16 protein-coding genes are annotated in these 17,255 nt (G+C 63.5%); 12 read left to right on the top strand and 4 right to left on the bottom strand.

Annotated features, from left to right (window positions below):
- Positions 1–10 precede the first annotated feature (10 nt).
- The 9 genes from bioF to HX881_RS12100 all read left to right on the top strand — a co-directional run bounded on the left by bioF (position 11) and on the right by HX881_RS12100 (position 11,556).
- Positions 11–1,201: an 8-amino-7-oxononanoate synthase gene (bioF, locus tag HX881_RS12140; RefSeq protein ID WP_177084666.1), complete on the top strand. Its 1,191-nt coding sequence runs from the start codon at positions 11–13 to the stop codon at positions 1,199–1,201.
- Positions 1,194–1,925 (top strand): alpha/beta fold hydrolase, encoded by a 732-nt coding sequence (locus tag HX881_RS12135; RefSeq protein WP_017128733.1) that lies wholly within the window; start codon positions 1,194–1,196, stop codon positions 1,923–1,925. Before bioF ends, HX881_RS12135 begins: the two co-directional genes overlap by 8 nt.
- Positions 1,918–2,730, top strand: a complete 813-nt coding sequence (bioC, locus tag HX881_RS12130; protein WP_177084664.1) for a malonyl-ACP O-methyltransferase BioC — start codon at positions 1,918–1,920, stop codon at positions 2,728–2,730. The genes HX881_RS12135 and bioC overlap by 8 nt, the downstream gene beginning before the upstream one ends.
- Positions 2,727–3,407 (top strand): dethiobiotin synthase, encoded by a 681-nt coding sequence (bioD, locus tag HX881_RS12125; protein WP_017128731.1) that lies wholly within the window; start codon positions 2,727–2,729, stop codon positions 3,405–3,407. Before bioC ends, bioD begins: the two co-directional genes overlap by 4 nt.
- A 107-nt stretch (positions 3,408–3,514) precedes the next feature.
- A complete protein-coding gene (locus HX881_RS12120; protein WP_017128730.1) occupies positions 3,515–3,808 on the top strand; it encodes a hypothetical protein in 294 nt (97 codons plus the stop codon).
- Positions 3,809–4,261: 453 nt separating this feature from the next.
- Positions 4,262–6,067: a phenylacyl-CoA dehydrogenase gene (locus HX881_RS12115; RefSeq protein ID WP_177084663.1), complete on the top strand. Its 1,806-nt coding sequence runs from the start codon at positions 4,262–4,264 to the stop codon at positions 6,065–6,067.
- Positions 6,068–6,314: 247 nt separating this feature from the next.
- Complete coding sequence (locus HX881_RS12110; RefSeq protein WP_177084661.1) at positions 6,315–7,610, top strand: GGDEF domain-containing protein; 1,296 nt, start codon at positions 6,315–6,317, stop codon at positions 7,608–7,610.
- A 90-nt stretch (positions 7,611–7,700) separates the two neighbouring features.
- The gene (locus tag HX881_RS12105; protein ID WP_177084659.1) at positions 7,701–9,497 is read left to right on the top strand and encodes an acyl-CoA dehydrogenase C-terminal domain-containing protein; all 1,797 of its coding nucleotides are present in this window, start codon (positions 7,701–7,703) and stop codon (positions 9,495–9,497) included.
- 280 nt (positions 9,498–9,777) lie between these two features.
- The gene (locus HX881_RS12100; RefSeq protein WP_177084656.1) at positions 9,778–11,556 is read left to right on the top strand and encodes an acyl-CoA dehydrogenase C-terminal domain-containing protein; all 1,779 of its coding nucleotides are present in this window, start codon (positions 9,778–9,780) and stop codon (positions 11,554–11,556) included.
- A gap of 232 nt (positions 11,557–11,788) precedes the next feature.
- On the opposite strand, the gene HX881_RS12095 is transcribed toward HX881_RS12100, so the two are convergent.
- Positions 11,789–12,718 (bottom strand): LysR family transcriptional regulator, encoded by a 930-nt coding sequence (locus HX881_RS12095; protein WP_177084654.1) that lies wholly within the window; start codon positions 12,716–12,718, stop codon positions 11,789–11,791.
- 104 nt (positions 12,719–12,822) lie between these two features.
- Between HX881_RS12095 and HX881_RS12090 the strand changes: the two genes are divergently transcribed.
- From HX881_RS12090 to HX881_RS12080, 3 genes are all read left to right on the top strand, one after another.
- Positions 12,823–14,106: an aspartate aminotransferase family protein gene (locus HX881_RS12090; protein WP_177084652.1), complete on the top strand. Its 1,284-nt coding sequence runs from the start codon at positions 12,823–12,825 to the stop codon at positions 14,104–14,106.
- 228 nt (positions 14,107–14,334) lie between these two features.
- Entirely contained in the window at positions 14,335–14,727 is a 393-nt protein-coding gene (locus HX881_RS12085) for a type II toxin-antitoxin system RelE/ParE family toxin (protein WP_177084772.1), read from the top strand.
- Entirely contained in the window at positions 14,684–15,004 is a 321-nt protein-coding gene (locus HX881_RS12080; protein ID WP_017128722.1) for a helix-turn-helix domain-containing protein, read from the top strand. Before HX881_RS12085 ends, HX881_RS12080 begins: the two co-directional genes overlap by 44 nt.
- Positions 15,005–15,017: 13 nt before the next feature.
- On the opposite strand, the gene pqqE is transcribed toward HX881_RS12080, so the two are convergent.
- The 3 genes from pqqE to pqqC are packed head-to-tail and all read right to left on the bottom strand — an operon-like array spanning position 15,018 to position 17,183.
- The gene (gene pqqE / locus HX881_RS12075; RefSeq protein ID WP_042936648.1) at positions 15,018–16,187 is read right to left on the bottom strand and encodes a pyrroloquinoline quinone biosynthesis protein PqqE; all 1,170 of its coding nucleotides are present in this window, start codon (positions 16,185–16,187) and stop codon (positions 15,018–15,020) included.
- The gene (gene pqqD / locus HX881_RS12070) at positions 16,159–16,434 is read right to left on the bottom strand and encodes a pyrroloquinoline quinone biosynthesis peptide chaperone PqqD (RefSeq protein WP_017128720.1); all 276 of its coding nucleotides are present in this window, start codon (positions 16,432–16,434) and stop codon (positions 16,159–16,161) included. Before pqqD ends, pqqE begins: the two co-directional genes overlap by 29 nt.
- Complete coding sequence (gene pqqC / locus HX881_RS12065) at positions 16,431–17,183, bottom strand: pyrroloquinoline-quinone synthase PqqC (protein WP_177084650.1); 753 nt, start codon at positions 17,181–17,183, stop codon at positions 16,431–16,433. The genes pqqD and pqqC overlap by 4 nt, the downstream gene beginning before the upstream one ends.
- Positions 17,184–17,255 lie beyond the last annotated feature (72 nt).

Below are 17,255 nucleotides of genomic sequence, written 5' to 3'. Positions count from 1 at the left end.
CGAGGCGCCCATGTCCTTCGATCTCTCTGCACGCCTGGCTGCCCGTCGTGCCGAAAACCTCTATCGCCAGCGACCGCTGCTCGACAGCCCCCAGGGGCCGGACGTGGTGGTCGATGGCCGGCGGCTGCTGGCTTTCTGCAACAACGACTACCTGGGGCTGGCCAATCACCCGCAGGTGATCGAAGCCTGGCAGGCCGGCGCGGCGCGCTGGGGCGTGGGTGGCGGGGCGTCGCACCTGGTGATCGGCCACAGCGGCCCGCACCATGCGCTGGAAGAAGCCCTCGCCGACCTCACTGGACGGCCTCGGGCGCTGTTGTTCACCACCGGCTACATGGCCAACCTCGGTACGGTCACGGCGCTGGTCGGGCAGGGCGACACGGTGCTGGAAGACCGTCTCAACCACGCCTCGCTGCTGGACGCCGGGCTGCTCTCGGGCGCGCGTTTCAACCGCTATCTGCACAACGACGCCGGGAGCCTCGCCAAGCGCCTGGAAAAGGCCACCGGCAATACGCTGGTGGTCACCGACGGGGTGTTCAGCATGGACGGCGATCTCGCCGACCTGCCGGCCCTGGCCCGTGAGACCCGGGCCCGGGGCGCCTGGCTGATGGTCGATGACGCCCATGGCTTCGGCCCGCTGGGCGCCAACGGTGGCGGGATCGTCGAGCACTTCGGCCTGAGCCAGGAGGACGTGCCGGTGCTGGTCGGCACCCTGGGCAAGGCGTTTGGCACGGCGGGGGCGTTTGTCGCCGGCAGCGAAGAGTTGATCGAGAGCCTGATCCAGTTCGCCCGCCCCTATATCTACACCACCAGCCAGCCACCGGCGCTGGCCTGCGCCACCCTGAAAAGCCTGGAGTTGCTGCGCACCGAACACTGGCGGCGGGCACATCTGGATGCATTGATCCGCCAGTTCCGCGAGGGCGCGCTGCAGATCGGCCTGGCACTGATGGACAGCTTCACGCCGATCCAGCCGATCCTGATCGGCGATGCCGGACGGGCGCTGCGTTTCTCGCAGTTACTGCGCGAGCGCGGGCTGATGGTCACTGCGATTCGTCCGCCGACCGTGCCCGCCGGCAGCGCGCGTTTGCGGGTGACCTTGTCCGCCGCCCACAGTGAAGCGCAGGTGCAGCTATTGTTAGAAGGATTGGCAGAATGTTCCAGGTTGCTGGGTCCCCATGAGCCGTTGGAGCCACACCATGCGTGATCGTCTGATCCTGTTGCCCGGTTGGGGCCTCGGTGTTTCACCGCTGGAGCCGCTGGCGGCCGCCTTGCGCGGGCTGGACGAGCGCCTGCGGGTGGAAATCGAACCGCTGCCGGAACTGGACTCCGGTGAGCTGGGGCAATGGATCGAGGAACTGGATGCGACCCTGCCGGAGGATACCTGGCTGGGCGGCTGGTCCCTGGGTGGGATGCTCGCCTCGGAGCTGGCGGCGCGTCGTGGCGATCGTTGCTGCGGCTTGCTGACATTGGCGAGCAACCCGTGCTTCGTCGTCAGCGACGGCTGGCCCAGCGCGATGGCCAACGAGACGTTCGATCAGTTCCTCGCCGGCTGCCGCGAGCAGCCCCAGGCCACCCTCAAGCGCTTCAGCCTGCTGTGTGCCCAGGGCAGCGCGGACCCGCGTGGGCAGTCGCGTCTGCTGTCGAGTGGCGCGCCGAACAGCGCTGCCCAGGTCTTGTTGAGCGGCCTGGAAGTGCTGGCGCAACTGGATACCCGCGAGGCCCTGCAAGCCTACCGTGGACCGCAGTTGCATCTGTTCGCCGGGCTCGATGGCCTGGTCCCGGCCGAGGCCGCGGCTGCGTTGCTGGCGTTGTTGCCGGATGTTGAAGTCGGCCTGATTGAGCAGGCCGGCCACGCCTTTCTTCTGGAGGACCCCCACGGAGTGGCCGGGGCCATCCAGGCTTTTCTGCATGAGTCCGGTGATGACTGATCTTTCCCACCCACCGTTGCCGGGCGGCCTGCCCGACAAGCGTCAGGTCGCGGCTTCGTTTTCCCGTGCGGCCGCCAGCTATGACAGCGTTGCCGAGTTGCAACGCGATGTCGGACACGAACTGTTGCTGCGCTTGCCGGCGCCACTGAAGCCGTCGCGCTGGCTCGATGTCGGCTGCGGCACGGGGTATTTCACCCGCGCGCTGGGTGCCCGATTCGGTGAGGAGCGCGGGCTGGCGCTGGATATCGCCGAGGGCATGCTCGAGCACGCCCGGCCCCTGGGGGGCGCCCGGCACTTTATCGCCGGGGATGCGGAGCGGTTGCCGTTGCAGGCGCAGAGCTGTGCGCTGGTGTTCTCCAGCCTGGCGGTGCAATGGTGCGCGGATTTCGCGGCAGTGCTCAATGAGGCCCGACGGGTCCTGCAGCCAGGCGGCGTGATGGCCTTTGCCAGCCTGTGTGTCGGCACCTTGCAGGAGTTGCGCGACAGCTGGCGGGCCGTGGATGGCATGGTCCACGTCAATCGTTTCCGCGAATTCGCCGACTATGAGCGCCTGTGCGCGGCCAGTGGCCTGCGGGTGCTGAGCCTGGAAAGCCGGCCGCAGGTCCTGTATTACCCCGATGTGCGCAGCCTGACCCATGAACTCAAGGCCCTGGGCGCGCATAACCTCAATCCCGGACGGCCGGGCGGACTGACGGGCCGGGCACGGATTCTCGGGCTGATGAACGCGTACGAGCAATTTCGCCAGGAGCAGGGTTTGCCGGCGACCTATCAGGTGGTCTACGCCGTGCTGGAGAAGCCGCTATGAGTGCAGCCTATTTTGTGACCGGCACGGATACCGATGTCGGCAAGACCACCATCGCCGCGGGCCTGTTGCACGCTGCGCGGGTAGCCGGGTTGAGTACGGCGGCCGGCAAGCCGGTGGCCTCCGGTTGCGAAGTGACACCCAAGGGCCTGCGCAACGCCGATGCCCTGGCATTGATGGCCGAGTGCTCGGTGCCGCTGTCCTATGCCGAGGTCAATCCGGTGGCCTTCGAACCGGCCATCGCTCCGCATCTGGCGGCGCGCGAGGCGGGCGTCGCCTTGACCGTGCAATCGCTGCTGGGGCCGATGCGTGAGGTGCTGGCGAAAAATGCCGACTTCACCCTGATCGAGGGCGCCGGCGGCTGGCGGGTGCCCCTGGCGGACCAGGCCAATCTGTCGGACCTGGCCCAGGGCTTGGGGCTGCCGGTGATCCTGGTGGTCGGGGTGCGCCTTGGCTGCATCAGCCATGCCTTGCTGACCGCCGAGGCGATTGCCCGTGATGGCCTGCAACTGGCCGGCTGGGTCGCCAATATCATCGACCCGAAGACCTCTCGTCTGGAAGAAAACCTCGCGACGCTGGCGGAGCGCCTGCCCGCGCCGTGCCTGGGACGGGTGCCGAAGCTCAAGGCGGCCACGGCCGAAGCGGTGGCGGCGCATCTGCAACTGGACCTGCTGGACTAGGTTTTGACTATCACGGGGCATTGTGCCATTAGTGTTTTTGACGAGCCTTTTCCCGGCAGGTCTGCTTCAATGAGCACTGTTACTTTTCCGTACAGTCGAGTTCGCCCATGGAAATCTCAGGAAATACCGCTTTTTATGCCGGTCTGAGCACTATTCAGTCTGGGCAGAACCGTGTCGATCAGGCTGCCAGCCAGATCGCCAATACCACTGTCGAACGTTCGGTGAAGAGCCAGTCTTCCGATGCCCAGGTCGAGCGCCTGCTGTCGGTGGACCGTAGCCAGCAGGATCTGTCGAGCACCATGGTCGACATGTCCCAGGGCAAGCTCCAGGTCGAACTGGGTGCCAAGGTCGAGAAGGCCGCCGACAAGGCCCTGGGTACGCTGATCGACACCTACGCCTGATCCTGTCTCTGTGATGCGCAGCGTCACGGGCTGCATTCCCACGCAGAGCGTGGGGAACGCTCAAAAAATCCGTTGATCCCTGTTTCCTCGTTCGCTGAGCGTTCCTGCGCACCTGGCCGTTCCCCCTCACCTGATCGTTGCCTCTCACCTGATCGTTGCCTCTCACCTGATCGTTCCGACGGTCCCCGTGGGAATGTTTCTCTGGACGCTCCGCGTCCCATGCACTGATCTCAAAGCCTGCTTTTCTCTCGACTATTCTTAGCTTATCGCCAGCCGTTGCGCTCCAGGCCGCAGGCCTTTTCCTGCGCGCCTGTCCCTTATGTATGACGAATGGCTTATGAACGATGCTTGACAAGATTTGAGCGCAAACGTATGTTTCAAACAACTGTTTGACCGGCGTGGCAAATCGACGCGGTCGCTTATTCCAGGTTTCATCAGCAGAGGTTTATCGCTATGCCTGACTACAAGGCCCCCTTGCGTGATATTCGCTTCGTTCGTGACGAACTGCTCGGCTACGAAGCGCACTATCAGAGCCTGCCGGCTTGCCAGGACGCTACCCCGGACATGGTTGACGCCATCCTCGAGGAAGGCGCCAAGTTTTGTGAACAGGTCCTGGCTCCGCTGAACCGCGTTGGTGACACCGAAGGCTGCACCTGGAGCGAATCGGGCGTGAAGACGCCGACCGGCTTCAAGGAAGCCTACAAGCAGTTCGTCGAAGGCGGCTGGCCGAGCCTGGCCCATGACGTGGCCCACGGCGGCCAGGGCCTGCCTGAGTCCCTGGGCCTGGCAGTGAGCGAAATGGTCGGCGCGGCCAACTGGTCGTGGGGCATGTACCCGGGCCTGTCCCATGGCGCGATGAACACCATTTCCGAGCACGGTACGCCCGAGCAGCAAGAGGCCTACCTGACCAAGCTGGTATCCGGCGAGTGGACCGGCACCATGTGCCTGACCGAACCGCACTGCGGCACCGACCTGGGCATGCTGCGCACCAAGGCCGAGCCTCAGGCCGACGGTTCCTACAAGGTCAGCGGCACCAAGATCTTCATTTCGGCCGGTGAACACGACATGGCCGACAACATCGTCCATATCGTCCTGGCACGCCTGCCGGATGCACCGGCCGGCACCAAGGGTATCTCGCTGTTCATCGTGCCCAAGTTCCTGCCGAACGCCGACGGTGCGGTCGGTGAGCGCAATGCGGTTTCCTGCGGCTCCATCGAACACAAGATGGGCATCCACGGCAACGCCACCTGCGTGATGAACTTCGACGCGGCCACCGGCTTCCTGATCGGCCCGCCGAACAAGGGCCTGAACTGCATGTTCACCTTCATGAACACCGCTCGCCTGGGTACCGCGCTGCAAGGCCTGTCCCACGCCGAGATCGGTTTCCAGGGTGGCCTGAAGTACGCTCGCGAGCGTCTGCAGATGCGTTCCCTGACCGGTCCGAAAGCGCCGGACAAGGCCGCCGACCCGATCATCGTGCACCCTGACGTGCGTCGCATGCTGCTGACCATGAAGGCCTTCGCCGAAGGTAACCGGGCGATGGTCTACTTCACCGCCAAGCAGGTCGACATCGTCAAGTACGGCCAGGATGAAGAAGAGAAGAAGAAGGCTGACGCGCTGCTGGCGTTCATGACGCCGATCGCCAAGGCGTTCATGACCGAAGTCGGCTTCGAGGCCGCCAACCACGGCGTGCAGATCTACGGCGGCCACGGCTTCATCGCCGAGTGGGGCATGGAGCAGAACGTTCGCGACAGCCGTATTTCGATGCTGTACGAAGGCACCACCGGTATCCAGGCCCTCGACCTGCTGGGTCGCAAGGTGCTGATGACCCAGGGCGAAGCGCTGAAGGGCTTCACCAAGATCGTCCACAAGTTCTGCCAGAACAACGAAGGCAACGAGGCCGTCAGCGAGTTCGTCGCTCCGCTGGCCGCGTTGAACAAGGAGTGGGGCGAGTTGACCATGAAAGTGGGCATGGCCGCGATGAAGGATCGTGAAGAAGTCGGTGCCGCTTCGGTGGACTACCTGATGTACTCCGGTTACGCCTGCCTGGCCTACTTCTGGGCCGACATGGCGCGCCTGGCTGCCGAGAAACTGGCCGCCGGCACCACCGAGGAAGGTTTCTACACCGCCAAGCTGCAGACCGCGCGCTTCTACTTCCAGCGCATCCTGCCGCGTACCCGGGCCCACGTTGCAACCATGCTGTCGGGTGCCAACAACCTGATGGACATGAAGGAAGAGAACTTCAGCCTGGGCTACTGATTCCCGCCGGGCTGACCTCTGAAAAGCCGCTTCTCCTCCGGGGGAAGCGGCTTTTTCATGGGCGCTTTTCCAGTACCGCGACGGTGTCGCTTGCGACAACAAATATTCCTGAGCAAAACACTAAGAAGAAGCCGTTTCCTGCCGTTAAAGAGAGAGCATTCGTGATCCATGTCACATTCCTTGTGCTTTACTCGCACAAATAAAGGCACAATGCCACCTCTTGATTCAGCCGGTCGGAGCTTTACCCTTGCCGCGTTCTTCCGCTGTACATTTCAGTCATTTCCTACCCTCTTTACTGTTGTTGCTTGCGGGGCTGGCGGCTGCCTACGTCAAGGACCTCAACGTTTTCTTCACTTCGCTGTTCAACGTCCTGCCGACCCTGGTGCTGTTGCTGGGCGGGGCCTATTGCGCGGTGTACCGGCGCCAGCGCGAACTGTTTCTGATGCTCACGGTGTATATCGCCTACTTCCTGCTGTCGACGCAGGCCGATTACTACCGCGACCACGGCAAGGTCCGCGAAGACGCCGCGGTGGTTTTCCACCTGGTCTGCCTGTTGCTGCCGCTGCTGTTCGGCGTGTTCGGTGCCTGGCAGGAGCGCACGCACCTGTTCCAGGACATGGTGGCGCGTTTTGCCGTGCTGCTGGCGGTGGGCAGCGTCGCCCTGGGGCTGGAGCAAAGCTATCCGGATGCGCTGCTCGGCTGGCTGGCGGAGATTCGCTGGCCCGCGTTGCACGGCGCCTGGATGAGCCTGATCCAGTTGTCCTACCCGGTCTTCCTGGGGGCGTTCCTGCTGCTGGCGGTGCAGTACTGGCGCAGTCCGCGACCCTTGCATGCGGCCCAGTTGATCGGCCTCGTGGGGCTGTTCTGGATGTTGCCCATGACCTTTATCCTGCCGTTCACCCTGAACATCATGTGCAGCCAGGTGATGCTGATGATCGCCGCGGCGGTGGCCCACGAGGCCTATCAGATGGCGTTCCGCGACGAGCTGACCGGCCTGCCGGGACGCCGTGCGCTCAACGAGCGGATGCAGCGCCTGGGACGCAACTATGTGCTGGCGATGACCGACGTCGACCACTTCAAGAAATTCAACGACACCCACGGCCATGACGTTGGTGACCAGGTGCTGCGCCTGGTGGCTAGCAAGCTGGCGAAGGTCAGCGGCGGTGGTCGCGCCTACCGTTACGGGGGCGAGGAGTTCGCGGTGGTATTCGCCGGCAAGAGCCTGGAGGAATGCCTGCCGCACCTGGAGGTGATTCGTGAAGTCATCGCCAACTACAACATCCATCTGCGCAATCCGGAGAATCGCCCGCAGGATGACCAGCAAGGCCGCCAGCGCCGGGCCGGCAGCGCGGCGTCGAGCGTCTCGGTGACGGTCAGTATCGGCGTCGCCGAGCGCCAGCAGGACCAGCGCACCCCGGAAGAAGTGCTCAAGTCCGCCGACCAGGCGCTCTACGCCGCCAAGGGCGCCGGACGCAACTGTGTGATGGCCGCCGGGCAGACCTCGCGCCGTGGCGCGGTACGCACGGGCGAAGCTGTCGGCTGAGTTATGGCGGCGCATTCAGCGACTGGACTGTGATTGTCCGGGGGCGGGACACGGCAGTAGGTTGAGTGATCTGCTGCCGGAGAAACGACCATGCCTGAATACAAAGCCCCGCTACGCGACATGCGCTTTCTGCTCGACCATGTTTTCGATTTCCACACCCATTACGACCGCCTGGGTGCCAGCGATGCCAGCCCCGACATGGTCGGGGCCATCCTTGAGGAAGGCGCGAAGTTCTGTGAACAGGTGCTCGCGCCGCTGAATCGCTCCGGCGACGAAGAGGGCTGTCACTTCGACAATGGCGTGGTGACGACGCCGCAGGGATTCAAGCAGGCCTTTGCCCAGTACGTCGAAGGTGGCTGGCATGGGCTGGCCGCCGATCCGCGGTACGGCGGCCAGGGCCTGCCGCATTCGCTGGGGCTGGTGATCAGCGAGATGATCGGCTCCAGCAACACGTCCTGGGGCATGTACCCCGGACTGACCCACGGCGCCATGTCGGCGATCCATGCCCATGGCACCGATGAGCAGAAAGACACTTACCTGAGCAAGCTCACGGCGGGCGTCTGGACCGGCACCATGTGCCTGACCGAAGCCCATTGCGGCACCGACCTGGGGTTGATCAAGACCCGCGCCGTGCCTCGGGCCGATGGCAGTTATGCGTTGTCCGGGAGCAAGATCTTCATCTCCGCCGGCGAGCACGACATGAGCGAGAACATCGTGCACCTGGTGCTGGCCAAGCTGCCGGATGCGCCGGCGGGCACCAAGGGCATCTCGCTGTTCATCGTGCCCAAGTTCCTGCCGGATGCCGCGGGTGATGCCGGTCCGCGCAACGGCGTGAGCTGCGGCTCGATCGAACACAAGATGGGCATCAAGGCTTCGGCCACCTGCGTGCTGAACTTCGATGAAGCGCAGGGCTTCCTCATCGGTGAGGCGAACAAGGGGCTCAACTGCATGTTCACCATGATGAACCATGCGCGCCTCGGTACCGGGATGCAGGGCCTGTGCCTTGGGGAAGCAAGCTTCCAGGGCGCGGTGAAATATGCCAACGACCGTTTGCAGATGCGTGCCTTGAGCGGACCGAAAGCACCCGACAAGGCGGCTGATCCGATTATCGTGCACCCCGATGTGCGGCGCATGCTGCTGACCATGAAGGCCTTCAACGAGGGTAACCGGGCGCTGACCTATTTCACCGCGCAGTGGCTCGACATCGCCCACCTCGGCGCGCAGGCCGAACAGCGCCAGGAAGCCGAGGACCTGCTGGCGTTCCTCACGCCGATCTGCAAGGCCTTCATGACCGAGACCGGGCTGGAGGTGACCAACCACGGCATGCAGGTATTTGGCGGCCACGGTTTCATTCGCGAATGGGGCATGGAGCAACTGGTGCGCGATTGCCGGATTGCGCCGATCTACGAAGGCACCAATGGCATCCAGGCGCTCGACCTGCTGGGACGCAAGGTGCTCGGCAGCCAGGGCAAGCTGCTGCGCGGCTTCACCCGGATCGTGCACAAGTTCTGCGCGACGAATGCCGGGCATCCCCAGCTCAAGGCCTATGTGGCACAACTCGATGAACTGAACCGGCAATGGGGCGACCTGACGATGCAGGTCGGCATGGCCGCCATGAAGAACCCCGACGAAGTGGGCGCGGCGGCCCTGGATTACCTGATGTACAGCGGCTACATCATCCTCTCCTACCTGTGGCTGCGCATGGCGCTGGTGGCCCAGGCACAACTGGAGGACGGTAGCGGCGACGCGGAGTATTGCCAGGGCAAGCTGGCGACCTGCGAGTTCTACTTCAAGCGGTTGCTGCCACGCACTGCCGCTCATCGGGCGGCGGTGGAGGCGGGGAGCGAGTGCCTGATGCGTTTACCGGCGCAGGTGTTTGCCCTGTAGTCGGGTTGCTGGCCTTGAGGGCCTCTTCGCGGGCAAGCCCGGCTCCTACAGGTTTGCGCTTGTGCACGACATCCAGAAACGGCTCCTGCCTTGTAGGAACCAGGCTTGCCCGCGAAGGCGCCAGAACAGGCGCCGCCTACCCTCAGGGTTTGCCAGTGACCAAAAATAACAAAAACGTCACATCCCGACCCTATGTGTCGCAAAAGTTGTTCGGGTACACTCAAACCTTCGGAAATCGGCCCTGCGCGGCCGTATCGTTTTAGATCTTGCGAGGTTTGCCATGGCTGACTACAAAGCGCCCCTGCGCGATATGCGCTTCGTCCTCAATGAAGTTTTCGAGGTCGCCAATCTCTGGGCCCAACTGCCTGCCCTGGCCGAGAGCGTGGACGCGGAAACCGTCGAGGCGATTCTCGAAGAAGCCGGCAAGGTCACCGCCAAGAGCATTGCACCGCTGAGCCGCAGTGGCGACGAAGAAGGCTGCCGCTGGGACAACGGCGCGGTCACCACGCCCGCCTGTTTCCCCCAGGCCTACCAGACCTATGCCGAAGGCGGCTGGGTGGGTGTCGGCGGCGATCCGGCCTTCGGTGGCATGGGCATGCCCAAGGCCGTCTCGGCCCAGGTCGAGGAAATGATCAACTCCTCCAGCCTCGCTTTCGGCCTGTACCCGATGCTGACGGCCGGCGCCTGCGTGTCGATCAACACCCACGCCAGCGAAGAGCTCAAGGCGGCCTACCTGCCGAACATGTATGCCGGTGTCTGGGCCGGGTCGATGTGCCTGACCGAACCCCATGCCGGCACCGACCTGGGGATCATCCGCACCAAGGCCGAACCGCAGGCCGACGGTTCATACAAGGTCAGCGGCACCAAGATCTTCATCACCGGTGGTGAGCACGACCTGACCGAAAACATCATTCACCTGGTCCTGGCCAAGCTGCCGGACGCGCCGGCCGGTCCGAAAGGCATCTCGCTGTTCCTGGTGCCGAAGTTCCTGGTCAATGCCGATGGCAGCCTCGGTGCGCGCAACCCGGCGAACTGCGGCTCCATCGAGCACAAGATGGGCATCCAGGCTTCCGCCACCTGCGTGATGAACTTCGACGATGCCGTGGGCTATCTGATCGGCGAGCCGAACAAGGGCCTGGCCGCGATGTTCACCATGATGAACTACGAACGCCTGGGCGTCGGCATCCAGGGCCTGGCCTCGGGTGAGCGTTCCTACCAGAACGCCGTCGAGTATGCCCGCGATCGCCTGCAAAGCCGTTCGCCGACCGGGCCCAAGGCCAAGGATAAAGTGGCCGACCCGATCATCGTCCATCCTGATGTGCGCCGCATGTTGTTGACCATGAAGGCGGCGAACGAAGGCGGCCGGGCGTTCTCCACCTATGTGGCGATGCAACTGGACACCGCCAAGTTCAGCGAAGACGCGGCGACCCGCAAGCGTGCCGATGAACTGGTGGCCTTGCTGACCCCGGTGGCCAAGGCGTTCCTGACCGACCTGGGCCTGGAAACCACGGTGCACGGCCAGCAGATCTTTGGCGGTCACGGCTATATCCGCGAGTGGGGCCAGGAGCAACTGGTGCGTGATGTGCGCATCACCCAGATCTACGAGGGCACCAACGGTATCCAGGCCCTGGACCTGGTGGGGCGCAAGATCGTCGGCAGCGGTGGTGCCTACTACCGGCTGTTTGCCGAGGAAATACGCCATTTCATCGACACGGCGAGCGCTGACCTGAACGAGTTCACCCAGCCCCTGGCGGCGGCGGTGGATAACCTCGACGAACTGACGGCCTGGGTACTGGATCGCTCCAGGACCAACCCGGACGAGATCGGTGCGGCATCAGTCGAATACCTGCAAGCCTTTGGCTATACCGCCTATGCCTACATGTGGGCGCTGATGGCCAAGGCAGCCTCGGGCAAGGAGAAACAGGAGGCGTTCTACGCGAGCAAAATGGGCACTGCGCGGTTCTATTTCGCACGCCTGTTGCCGCGTATTCACTCGCTGACCGCCTCGGTGAAAGCGGGCAGCGAATCGCTCTTCCTACTGGATGCCGAGCAGTTCTGATGCTGCGTTTTTCGCGTAAGCATTTGCTTACATAACGTGCTGCTGTTTACCCATATCGCCGGATTGGATCCAGGGTTAACCTACAAATCAAGGACGTCGAGCAGGAAGCTCAAAAGCAACAACAGGGACACGTAGGATTCCGCCAGGATGGTGGAGAGAAATGGATGTCAGGGAAACAGTCTGCAAAGCCCCGCTTCGGCGGGGTTTTCTTTTGCGCGCGAAAAAGTCTTCCTCAGCCCAGGCCTTCGAGCCCCGCCGTCCCCGGCAGGTGCCCGCCCGGGCCGTGCGTCACGTCCTCCAGCAAGTTGCGCAGCAGCCCCAGCGTCGCTTGCTGTCGTTGTACATCCCGGCAGACCAGGCCGACTTTCAGCGGTACCCGTGGCTCGGTCAGTGGTTTCCAGAGCAGTGCCTGATCGTCGTGTTCGTCCCGCGAGCGTCCGGGCAGGACGGTCGCCAGGCGGGTGTGCGGCAGGCTGTCGAGAATCCCCGCCATCGTGTTCAATTCCGCCTGCACCTGCGGCCGACGACCCAGGTTGGACAGTTGCGCCTGCCAGATCTGCCGGATCTGGAACTCTTCGCCGAGTAACAGCATGGGCAGTTCCGCTGCCTGGCTGACGGAGACTTTCTTGAATTCACGCAGCGGGTGGTCGGCGGTGATGACCAGTTGCAGTTCGTCTTCGTACAACGGCAGGCCGTGCAGCCCCGGCTGGCGCGGTGGCAGATAACTGATGCCGATATCCAGCGAGCCGTTCAACAGGCGCCGTTCGATCTCCATGCCGGTCAATTCGTAGATCTGCACCACCAGGTGGGGCTGGGCCTTGCGCACCCGTTCGAGCATCTGCGGCACCAGGCTGGTATGCACGGTCTGCAGCACGCCGATGGCGATGGTCCGCAGGGCCTGGCCCTGGAAGTTGCGCAAGGCATCGCGGGCGCGTTGCATGCCGTCCAGCAACGGCAAGGCGTGGTTGTACAGGGTATGGGCCGCCAGGGTGGGCAACAGGCGCTTGCTGCTGCGTTCGAACAGGCTGACATCCAGGTGGTGTTCCAGATGGCGTATCTGTTGCGACAGGGCCGGCTGGGAGATTGACAGTCGTTCGGCGGCGCGTCCGACATGGCCCTCTTCATACACCGCGACGAAATAACGCAGTTGCTTGAAATCCATAAGCTGTACTTATCGAAAATGCTCGAAAATCGAAATGGCCGTGAACGCCGGGGAGGCCTAGTCTAACCCCAATTCACACGGCTCACAGGGCCGGAGAGCAGCGCATGAATCTGTTCAAACTGCGTCGGCCGCAGCCGAGCCTGGATGACCTGACCGCCGACTTCCGGCCTTCCCCGCGACATGACCAGGCGGCCAGTGAGTACCTTATGCCCGCTGCCGAGCGACCATGTCCGGTATTTGTCCGTGGCCAGGGCTCGTGGTTGTGGGACAGCGAGGAACGCGCCTACCTGGATTTCAGCCAGGGTGGCGGGGCCAACAGCCTCGGTCACAGCCCTGGCGTGCTGGCCCGTGCCCTGGCGGACCAGGCCCACGGCCTGATCAATGCCGGCGCGGGTTTTCATAACCCGACACAATCGAAACTGGCTGATCGCCTGTGCCGTGCCACCCACAGTGACCAGGTGTACTTTCTCAACAGCGGCTCCGAGGCGTGCGAGGCGGCGATCAAGCTGGCGCGCAAGTGGGGCCAGCTGCATCGCGGCGGTGCCTGCCGGATCATCACGGCGAGCAACGCTTGTCATGGCCGCAGTTTCGGGGCGCTGTCGGCGTCCGGCCAGGACGTCTTCGGCAACCGCTTCGAACCCCAGCTACCGGGATTCAGCCAGGTGCCGTTCAATGACCTGCCCGCGCTGCACGCGGCGGTCGATGCCAAGACCGTGGCGATCATGCTCGAGCCGATCCAGAGCGCAGCCGGTGTCACGCCGGCGAAGCAGGCGTATCTCAAGGGCGTGGAGCGCCTGTGCCGGGAACTGGGCATCCTGTTGATCTTCGATGAGGTCCAGACCGGGATGGGGCGCTGCGCCAGCCTGCTGGCCGAACAACGCTATGACGTGCGGGCCGACATCATCGCGCTGGGCAAGGGGCTGGGCGGTGGCACGCCGTTGTCCGCCTTGCTGGCCCGTGGCAAGGCCTGCTGTTTCGAATCCGGTGAGATCGGCGGCAGCCATCACGGCAATGCCTTGATGAGTGCGGCGGGCCTGGCGGTGATCGATACGCTGCTGGCGGGCGATTTCCTCGCCGAGGTGGCCGAGCGGGGCGCGTACCTGCAACAAGGCCTCGAACGCCTGGCCCGGCGTTATGCCCATGGCGAACTGCGGGGCGCCGGACTGCTCTGGGGACTGACCTTGAGCGACGATTCGGCGGACGCAGTGGTCAAGGCCGCCCGCCACGAAGGTTTGCTGCTGGATGCGCCGACCCCGGACTCCCTGCGCTTTTCTCCGGCCCTGACCGTCAGCCAGGGCGCCATCGACGAGATGCTGCTGCGACTGGCGCGAGCCTTCTCGCGGGTGCGTACCGCCCAGGTGCAATGCCGCAAGGGTATTGCCGTCTGACAGATTGCGGCGCCCTTTCCTGAACCTGTTCCCGAACCGTCTCGCGGTATAACGCGTCGCCCTGTGCCTGACTCTTTTGGCACGGGGTGTTTTTTTGTCGGCGGCATTCAGCCGGGTCATGGGACAGCCCGCTGGTTCGGGCTTGCTGCTGCTTTTTGGCGGGCGGCATCGCGAATGGGTTTGAATTTATATACCACTGAGTGGTATGTTTTATGGAGAGGGATTTCCATGCGATACAGGGTCTTCAAAACCCGGGGTTTCGCCACGAGTGCCAGAAAGGCGCAGATTGACGATGCCGAGTTGGTGATGGCGCTGGGCGATGTGATCAGGGGACAGGGCAGTGACCTGGGAGGAGGGGTCTGGAAAAAACGCCTGAATGAAAACCGCCATCGGTCCATTGTCCTGGCGCGGGGACGTTGCTACTGGATCTTCCAGTTCCTGTTCGCCAAGAGCGACCAGGGCAATATCAGTCAGCAGGAGCTTCGGGCGTTCAAGGCATTGGCCAAGGCCTATGAAGGCCTGAGCAGCCGGCAGATTCAGCAACTGCTGGATATGAGAGAGTTTGTGGAGATAGCTTATGAGCAAGAAATTCAAAACCGGGGCACTCGAATCGATCCATGAGTCGGCCAGTGCCCTGCATGCCATTGGCGCGATCAGCAAGGCGACCATGCGCGAGTTCGACCAATCCTGCCTGGCGCGGGTGCCTGACGAAATGGCTCCCGAGCAGATCAAATCGCTGCGCGAGCGCAATCATGTCAGCCAGCCCGTGTTCGCCCGCTACCTGAATACCAGTGCCTCGACGGTCAAGCAGTGGGAGGCCGGGGACAAGCAACCCGGCGGCATGGCGCTCAAGCTGTTGAGCATCGTGCACAAGCACGGCTTGCAGATACTCGCCTGATCAGCGGGGCGTTTCAGCCTTTGGCGATGAGGCGTGAGTTTCGTTCATTGCGAAAGGCCAGTTGCCCGATGGTCTGGGTGGCGTGTTCGGCGTCCTCGCGGGCCTGGAGAATAATGTCGTGGTGGGCTGACTTGCTGCAGACCGGGTCCGCGTTGCTGGCATCTCCGGTGAGCATGAAGGCCTGGCAGCGGCAGCCGCCGAAGTCCTTTTCCTTTTCATCGCAGGAACGGCATGGCTCGGGCATCCAGTCGTAGCCGCGAAAGCGGTTGAAGCCGAACGAGTCGTACCAGATGTGTTGCAGGCTGTGATCGCGCACGTTGGGAAACTGCACCGGCATCTGCCGCGCGCCGTGGCAGGGTAGCGCGGTGCCGTCCGGCGTGACGGTGAGAAACAGGCTGCCCCAGCCGTTCATGCAGGCTTTCGGCCGTTCCTCGTAATAGTCCGGGGTGACGAAGATCAGCTTGCACGGATGTCCCTGGGCTTCGAGTCGGGCGCGGTATTCGTTGGTGATGCGCTCGGCGCGCACCAGTTGCTCGCGGGTCGGCAGCAGCCCCGCCCGGTTGAGCTGCGCCCAGCCGTAGAACTGGCAGGTGGCGAGTTCGACGAAGTCGGCTTCGAGGGCAATGCACAACTCGATGATGCGGTCGATCTTGTCGATGTTGTGCCGGTGGGTCACGAAGTTGAGTACCATCGGATAACCATGGGCCTTTACCGCCCGGGCCATCTCCAGCTTCTGCGCAAAGGCCTTTTTCGAGCCGGCCAGCAGGTTGTTCACCTGCTCGTCGCTGGCCTGGAAGCTGATCTGGATATGGTCCAGTCCGGCTTCCTTGAAATCGCTGATCTTCTGTTCGGTGAGGCCGATGCCGGAGGTGATCAGGTTGGTGTAGAACCCCAGTTGGCGTGCCCCGGCGATCAGTTCGGCAAGGTCCTGGCGCACCAGCGGTTCGCCGCCGGAAAAGCCCAGTTGGGCGGCGCCCATTTCCCTGGCCTCACTGAACACCTTGAGCCATTGGTCGGTGCTCAGCTCCTTGCCTTGCCCGGCGAAATCCAGTGGATTGGAGCAATACGGGCATTGCAGCGGGCAGCGGTAGGTCAGCTCGGCGAGCAACCACAGCGGCAGGCCGATTTCCGGTTTGGGTGGCAGGCCGGATGACTCAGGCAAGTTCGATCCAGTGCTCTGCACGGGCGACCTCCATGAATTGCTCGATATCCTCGCCAAGCTCGGGCACGCCGGGGAACTGTTGCTCCAGCTCGGCAATGATCGCCGTCACCTGGCGTTCACCGTCGATCAGGCCGCCAATCAGGGCGGCACTTTCGTTGAGCTTGATCATGCCTTCCGGGTACAGCAGCACATGGCCTTTCTGCGCCGGTTCGTACTGGAAACGGTAACCGGGGCGCCATTTCGGGATCTTGTTGCGATCGAAGCTCATAGGGCGATTCCTTTGTGCCAGACACGCTGGTCGGTCACGCTGTGGTACGGCGGACGATTCAGTTCGTAGGCCATGCTCATGGCATCGAGCATGCTCCAGAGTATGTCCAGTTTGAACTGGAGAATTTCCAGCATGCGCTGCTGGCCTTCGTGGCTGGTGTAGTGCTGCAGGGTGATCGCCAGCCCGTGCTCGACATCGCGCCGGGCCTGGCCCAGGCGGGTGCGGAAGTATTCATAGCCGGCGGGATCGATCCACGGGTAGTGCCGGGGCCAGCTGTCCAGGCGCGACTGGTGGATCTGTGGCGCGAACAGTTCGGTCAGCGAACTGCTGGCGGCTTCCTGCCAACTGGCGCGGCGGGCGAAGTTGACGTAGGCGTCCACCGCGAAACGCACGCCCGGCAGCACCAGTTCCTGGGAGCGCAGTTGATCCGGGTCGAGGCCGACCGCCTGGCCCAGGCGCAGCCAGGCTTCGATGCCGCCGTCTTCGCCTGGCGCGCCGTCATGGTCGAGCAGGCGCTGGATCCACTCGCGGCGGATTTCCCGGTCCGGGCAGTTGGCCAGGATCGCGGCGTCCTTGAGGGGAATGTTCACCTGGTAATAGAAGCGATTGGCGACCCAGCCCTGGATCTGTTCGCGGCTGGCGCGGCCCTCATACATCGCGACGTGGTAAGGGTGATGAATGTGGTAGTAGGCGCCCTTGGCGCGCAGGGCCTGCTCGAACTCGGCAGGGGACATCGGGGTGTCGGTCATTGCGGTTCTCCGGTGTACAACCGTTGAAGTCTTTGGTGTCTGGTCGGACGCCTTCGCGGGCAAGCCCGTTCC

This window comes from Pseudomonas gingeri (genome assembly GCF_013386115.1).
GTDB lineage: Bacteria > Pseudomonadota > Gammaproteobacteria > Pseudomonadales > Pseudomonadaceae > Aquipseudomonas > Aquipseudomonas gingeri.
The sequence above is the reverse complement of the archived record's forward strand: the minus strand, read 5'-3'. Positions and strand labels throughout refer to the sequence as shown.

What these genes read in the sequence shown, in the direction of transcription:
- pqqD (WP_017128720.1), bottom strand. Translation starts at nt 16,434, where the DNA reads ATGAGCTTCGATCGCAACAAGATCCCGAAATGGCGCCCCGGTTACCGT.
- bioF (WP_177084666.1), top strand. Translation starts at nt 11, where the DNA reads ATGTCCTTCGATCTCTCTGCACGCCTGGCTGCCCGTCGTGCCGAAAAC.
- bioD (WP_017128731.1), top strand. Translation starts at nt 2,727, where the DNA reads ATGAGTGCAGCCTATTTTGTGACCGGCACGGATACCGATGTCGGCAAG.
- HX881_RS12135 (WP_017128733.1), top strand. Translation starts at nt 1,194, where the DNA reads ATGCGTGATCGTCTGATCCTGTTGCCCGGTTGGGGCCTCGGTGTTTCA.
- HX881_RS12080 (WP_017128722.1), top strand. Translation starts at nt 14,684, where the DNA reads ATGAGCAAGAAATTCAAAACCGGGGCACTCGAATCGATCCATGAGTCG.
- HX881_RS12090 (WP_177084652.1), top strand. Translation starts at nt 12,823, where the DNA reads ATGAATCTGTTCAAACTGCGTCGGCCGCAGCCGAGCCTGGATGACCTG.
- HX881_RS12095 (WP_177084654.1), bottom strand. Translation starts at nt 12,718, where the DNA reads ATGGATTTCAAGCAACTGCGTTATTTCGTCGCGGTGTATGAAGAGGGC.
- HX881_RS12085 (WP_177084772.1), top strand. Translation starts at nt 14,335, where the DNA reads ATGCGATACAGGGTCTTCAAAACCCGGGGTTTCGCCACGAGTGCCAGA.
- bioC (WP_177084664.1), top strand. Translation starts at nt 1,918, where the DNA reads ATGACTGATCTTTCCCACCCACCGTTGCCGGGCGGCCTGCCCGACAAG.
- pqqC (WP_177084650.1), bottom strand. Translation starts at nt 17,183, where the DNA reads ATGACCGACACCCCGATGTCCCCTGCCGAGTTCGAGCAGGCCCTGCGC.
- HX881_RS12100 (WP_177084656.1), top strand. Translation starts at nt 9,778, where the DNA reads ATGGCTGACTACAAAGCGCCCCTGCGCGATATGCGCTTCGTCCTCAAT.
- HX881_RS12115 (WP_177084663.1), top strand. Translation starts at nt 4,262, where the DNA reads ATGCCTGACTACAAGGCCCCCTTGCGTGATATTCGCTTCGTTCGTGAC.
- HX881_RS12120 (WP_017128730.1), top strand. Translation starts at nt 3,515, where the DNA reads ATGGAAATCTCAGGAAATACCGCTTTTTATGCCGGTCTGAGCACTATT.
- HX881_RS12105 (WP_177084659.1), top strand. Translation starts at nt 7,701, where the DNA reads ATGCCTGAATACAAAGCCCCGCTACGCGACATGCGCTTTCTGCTCGAC.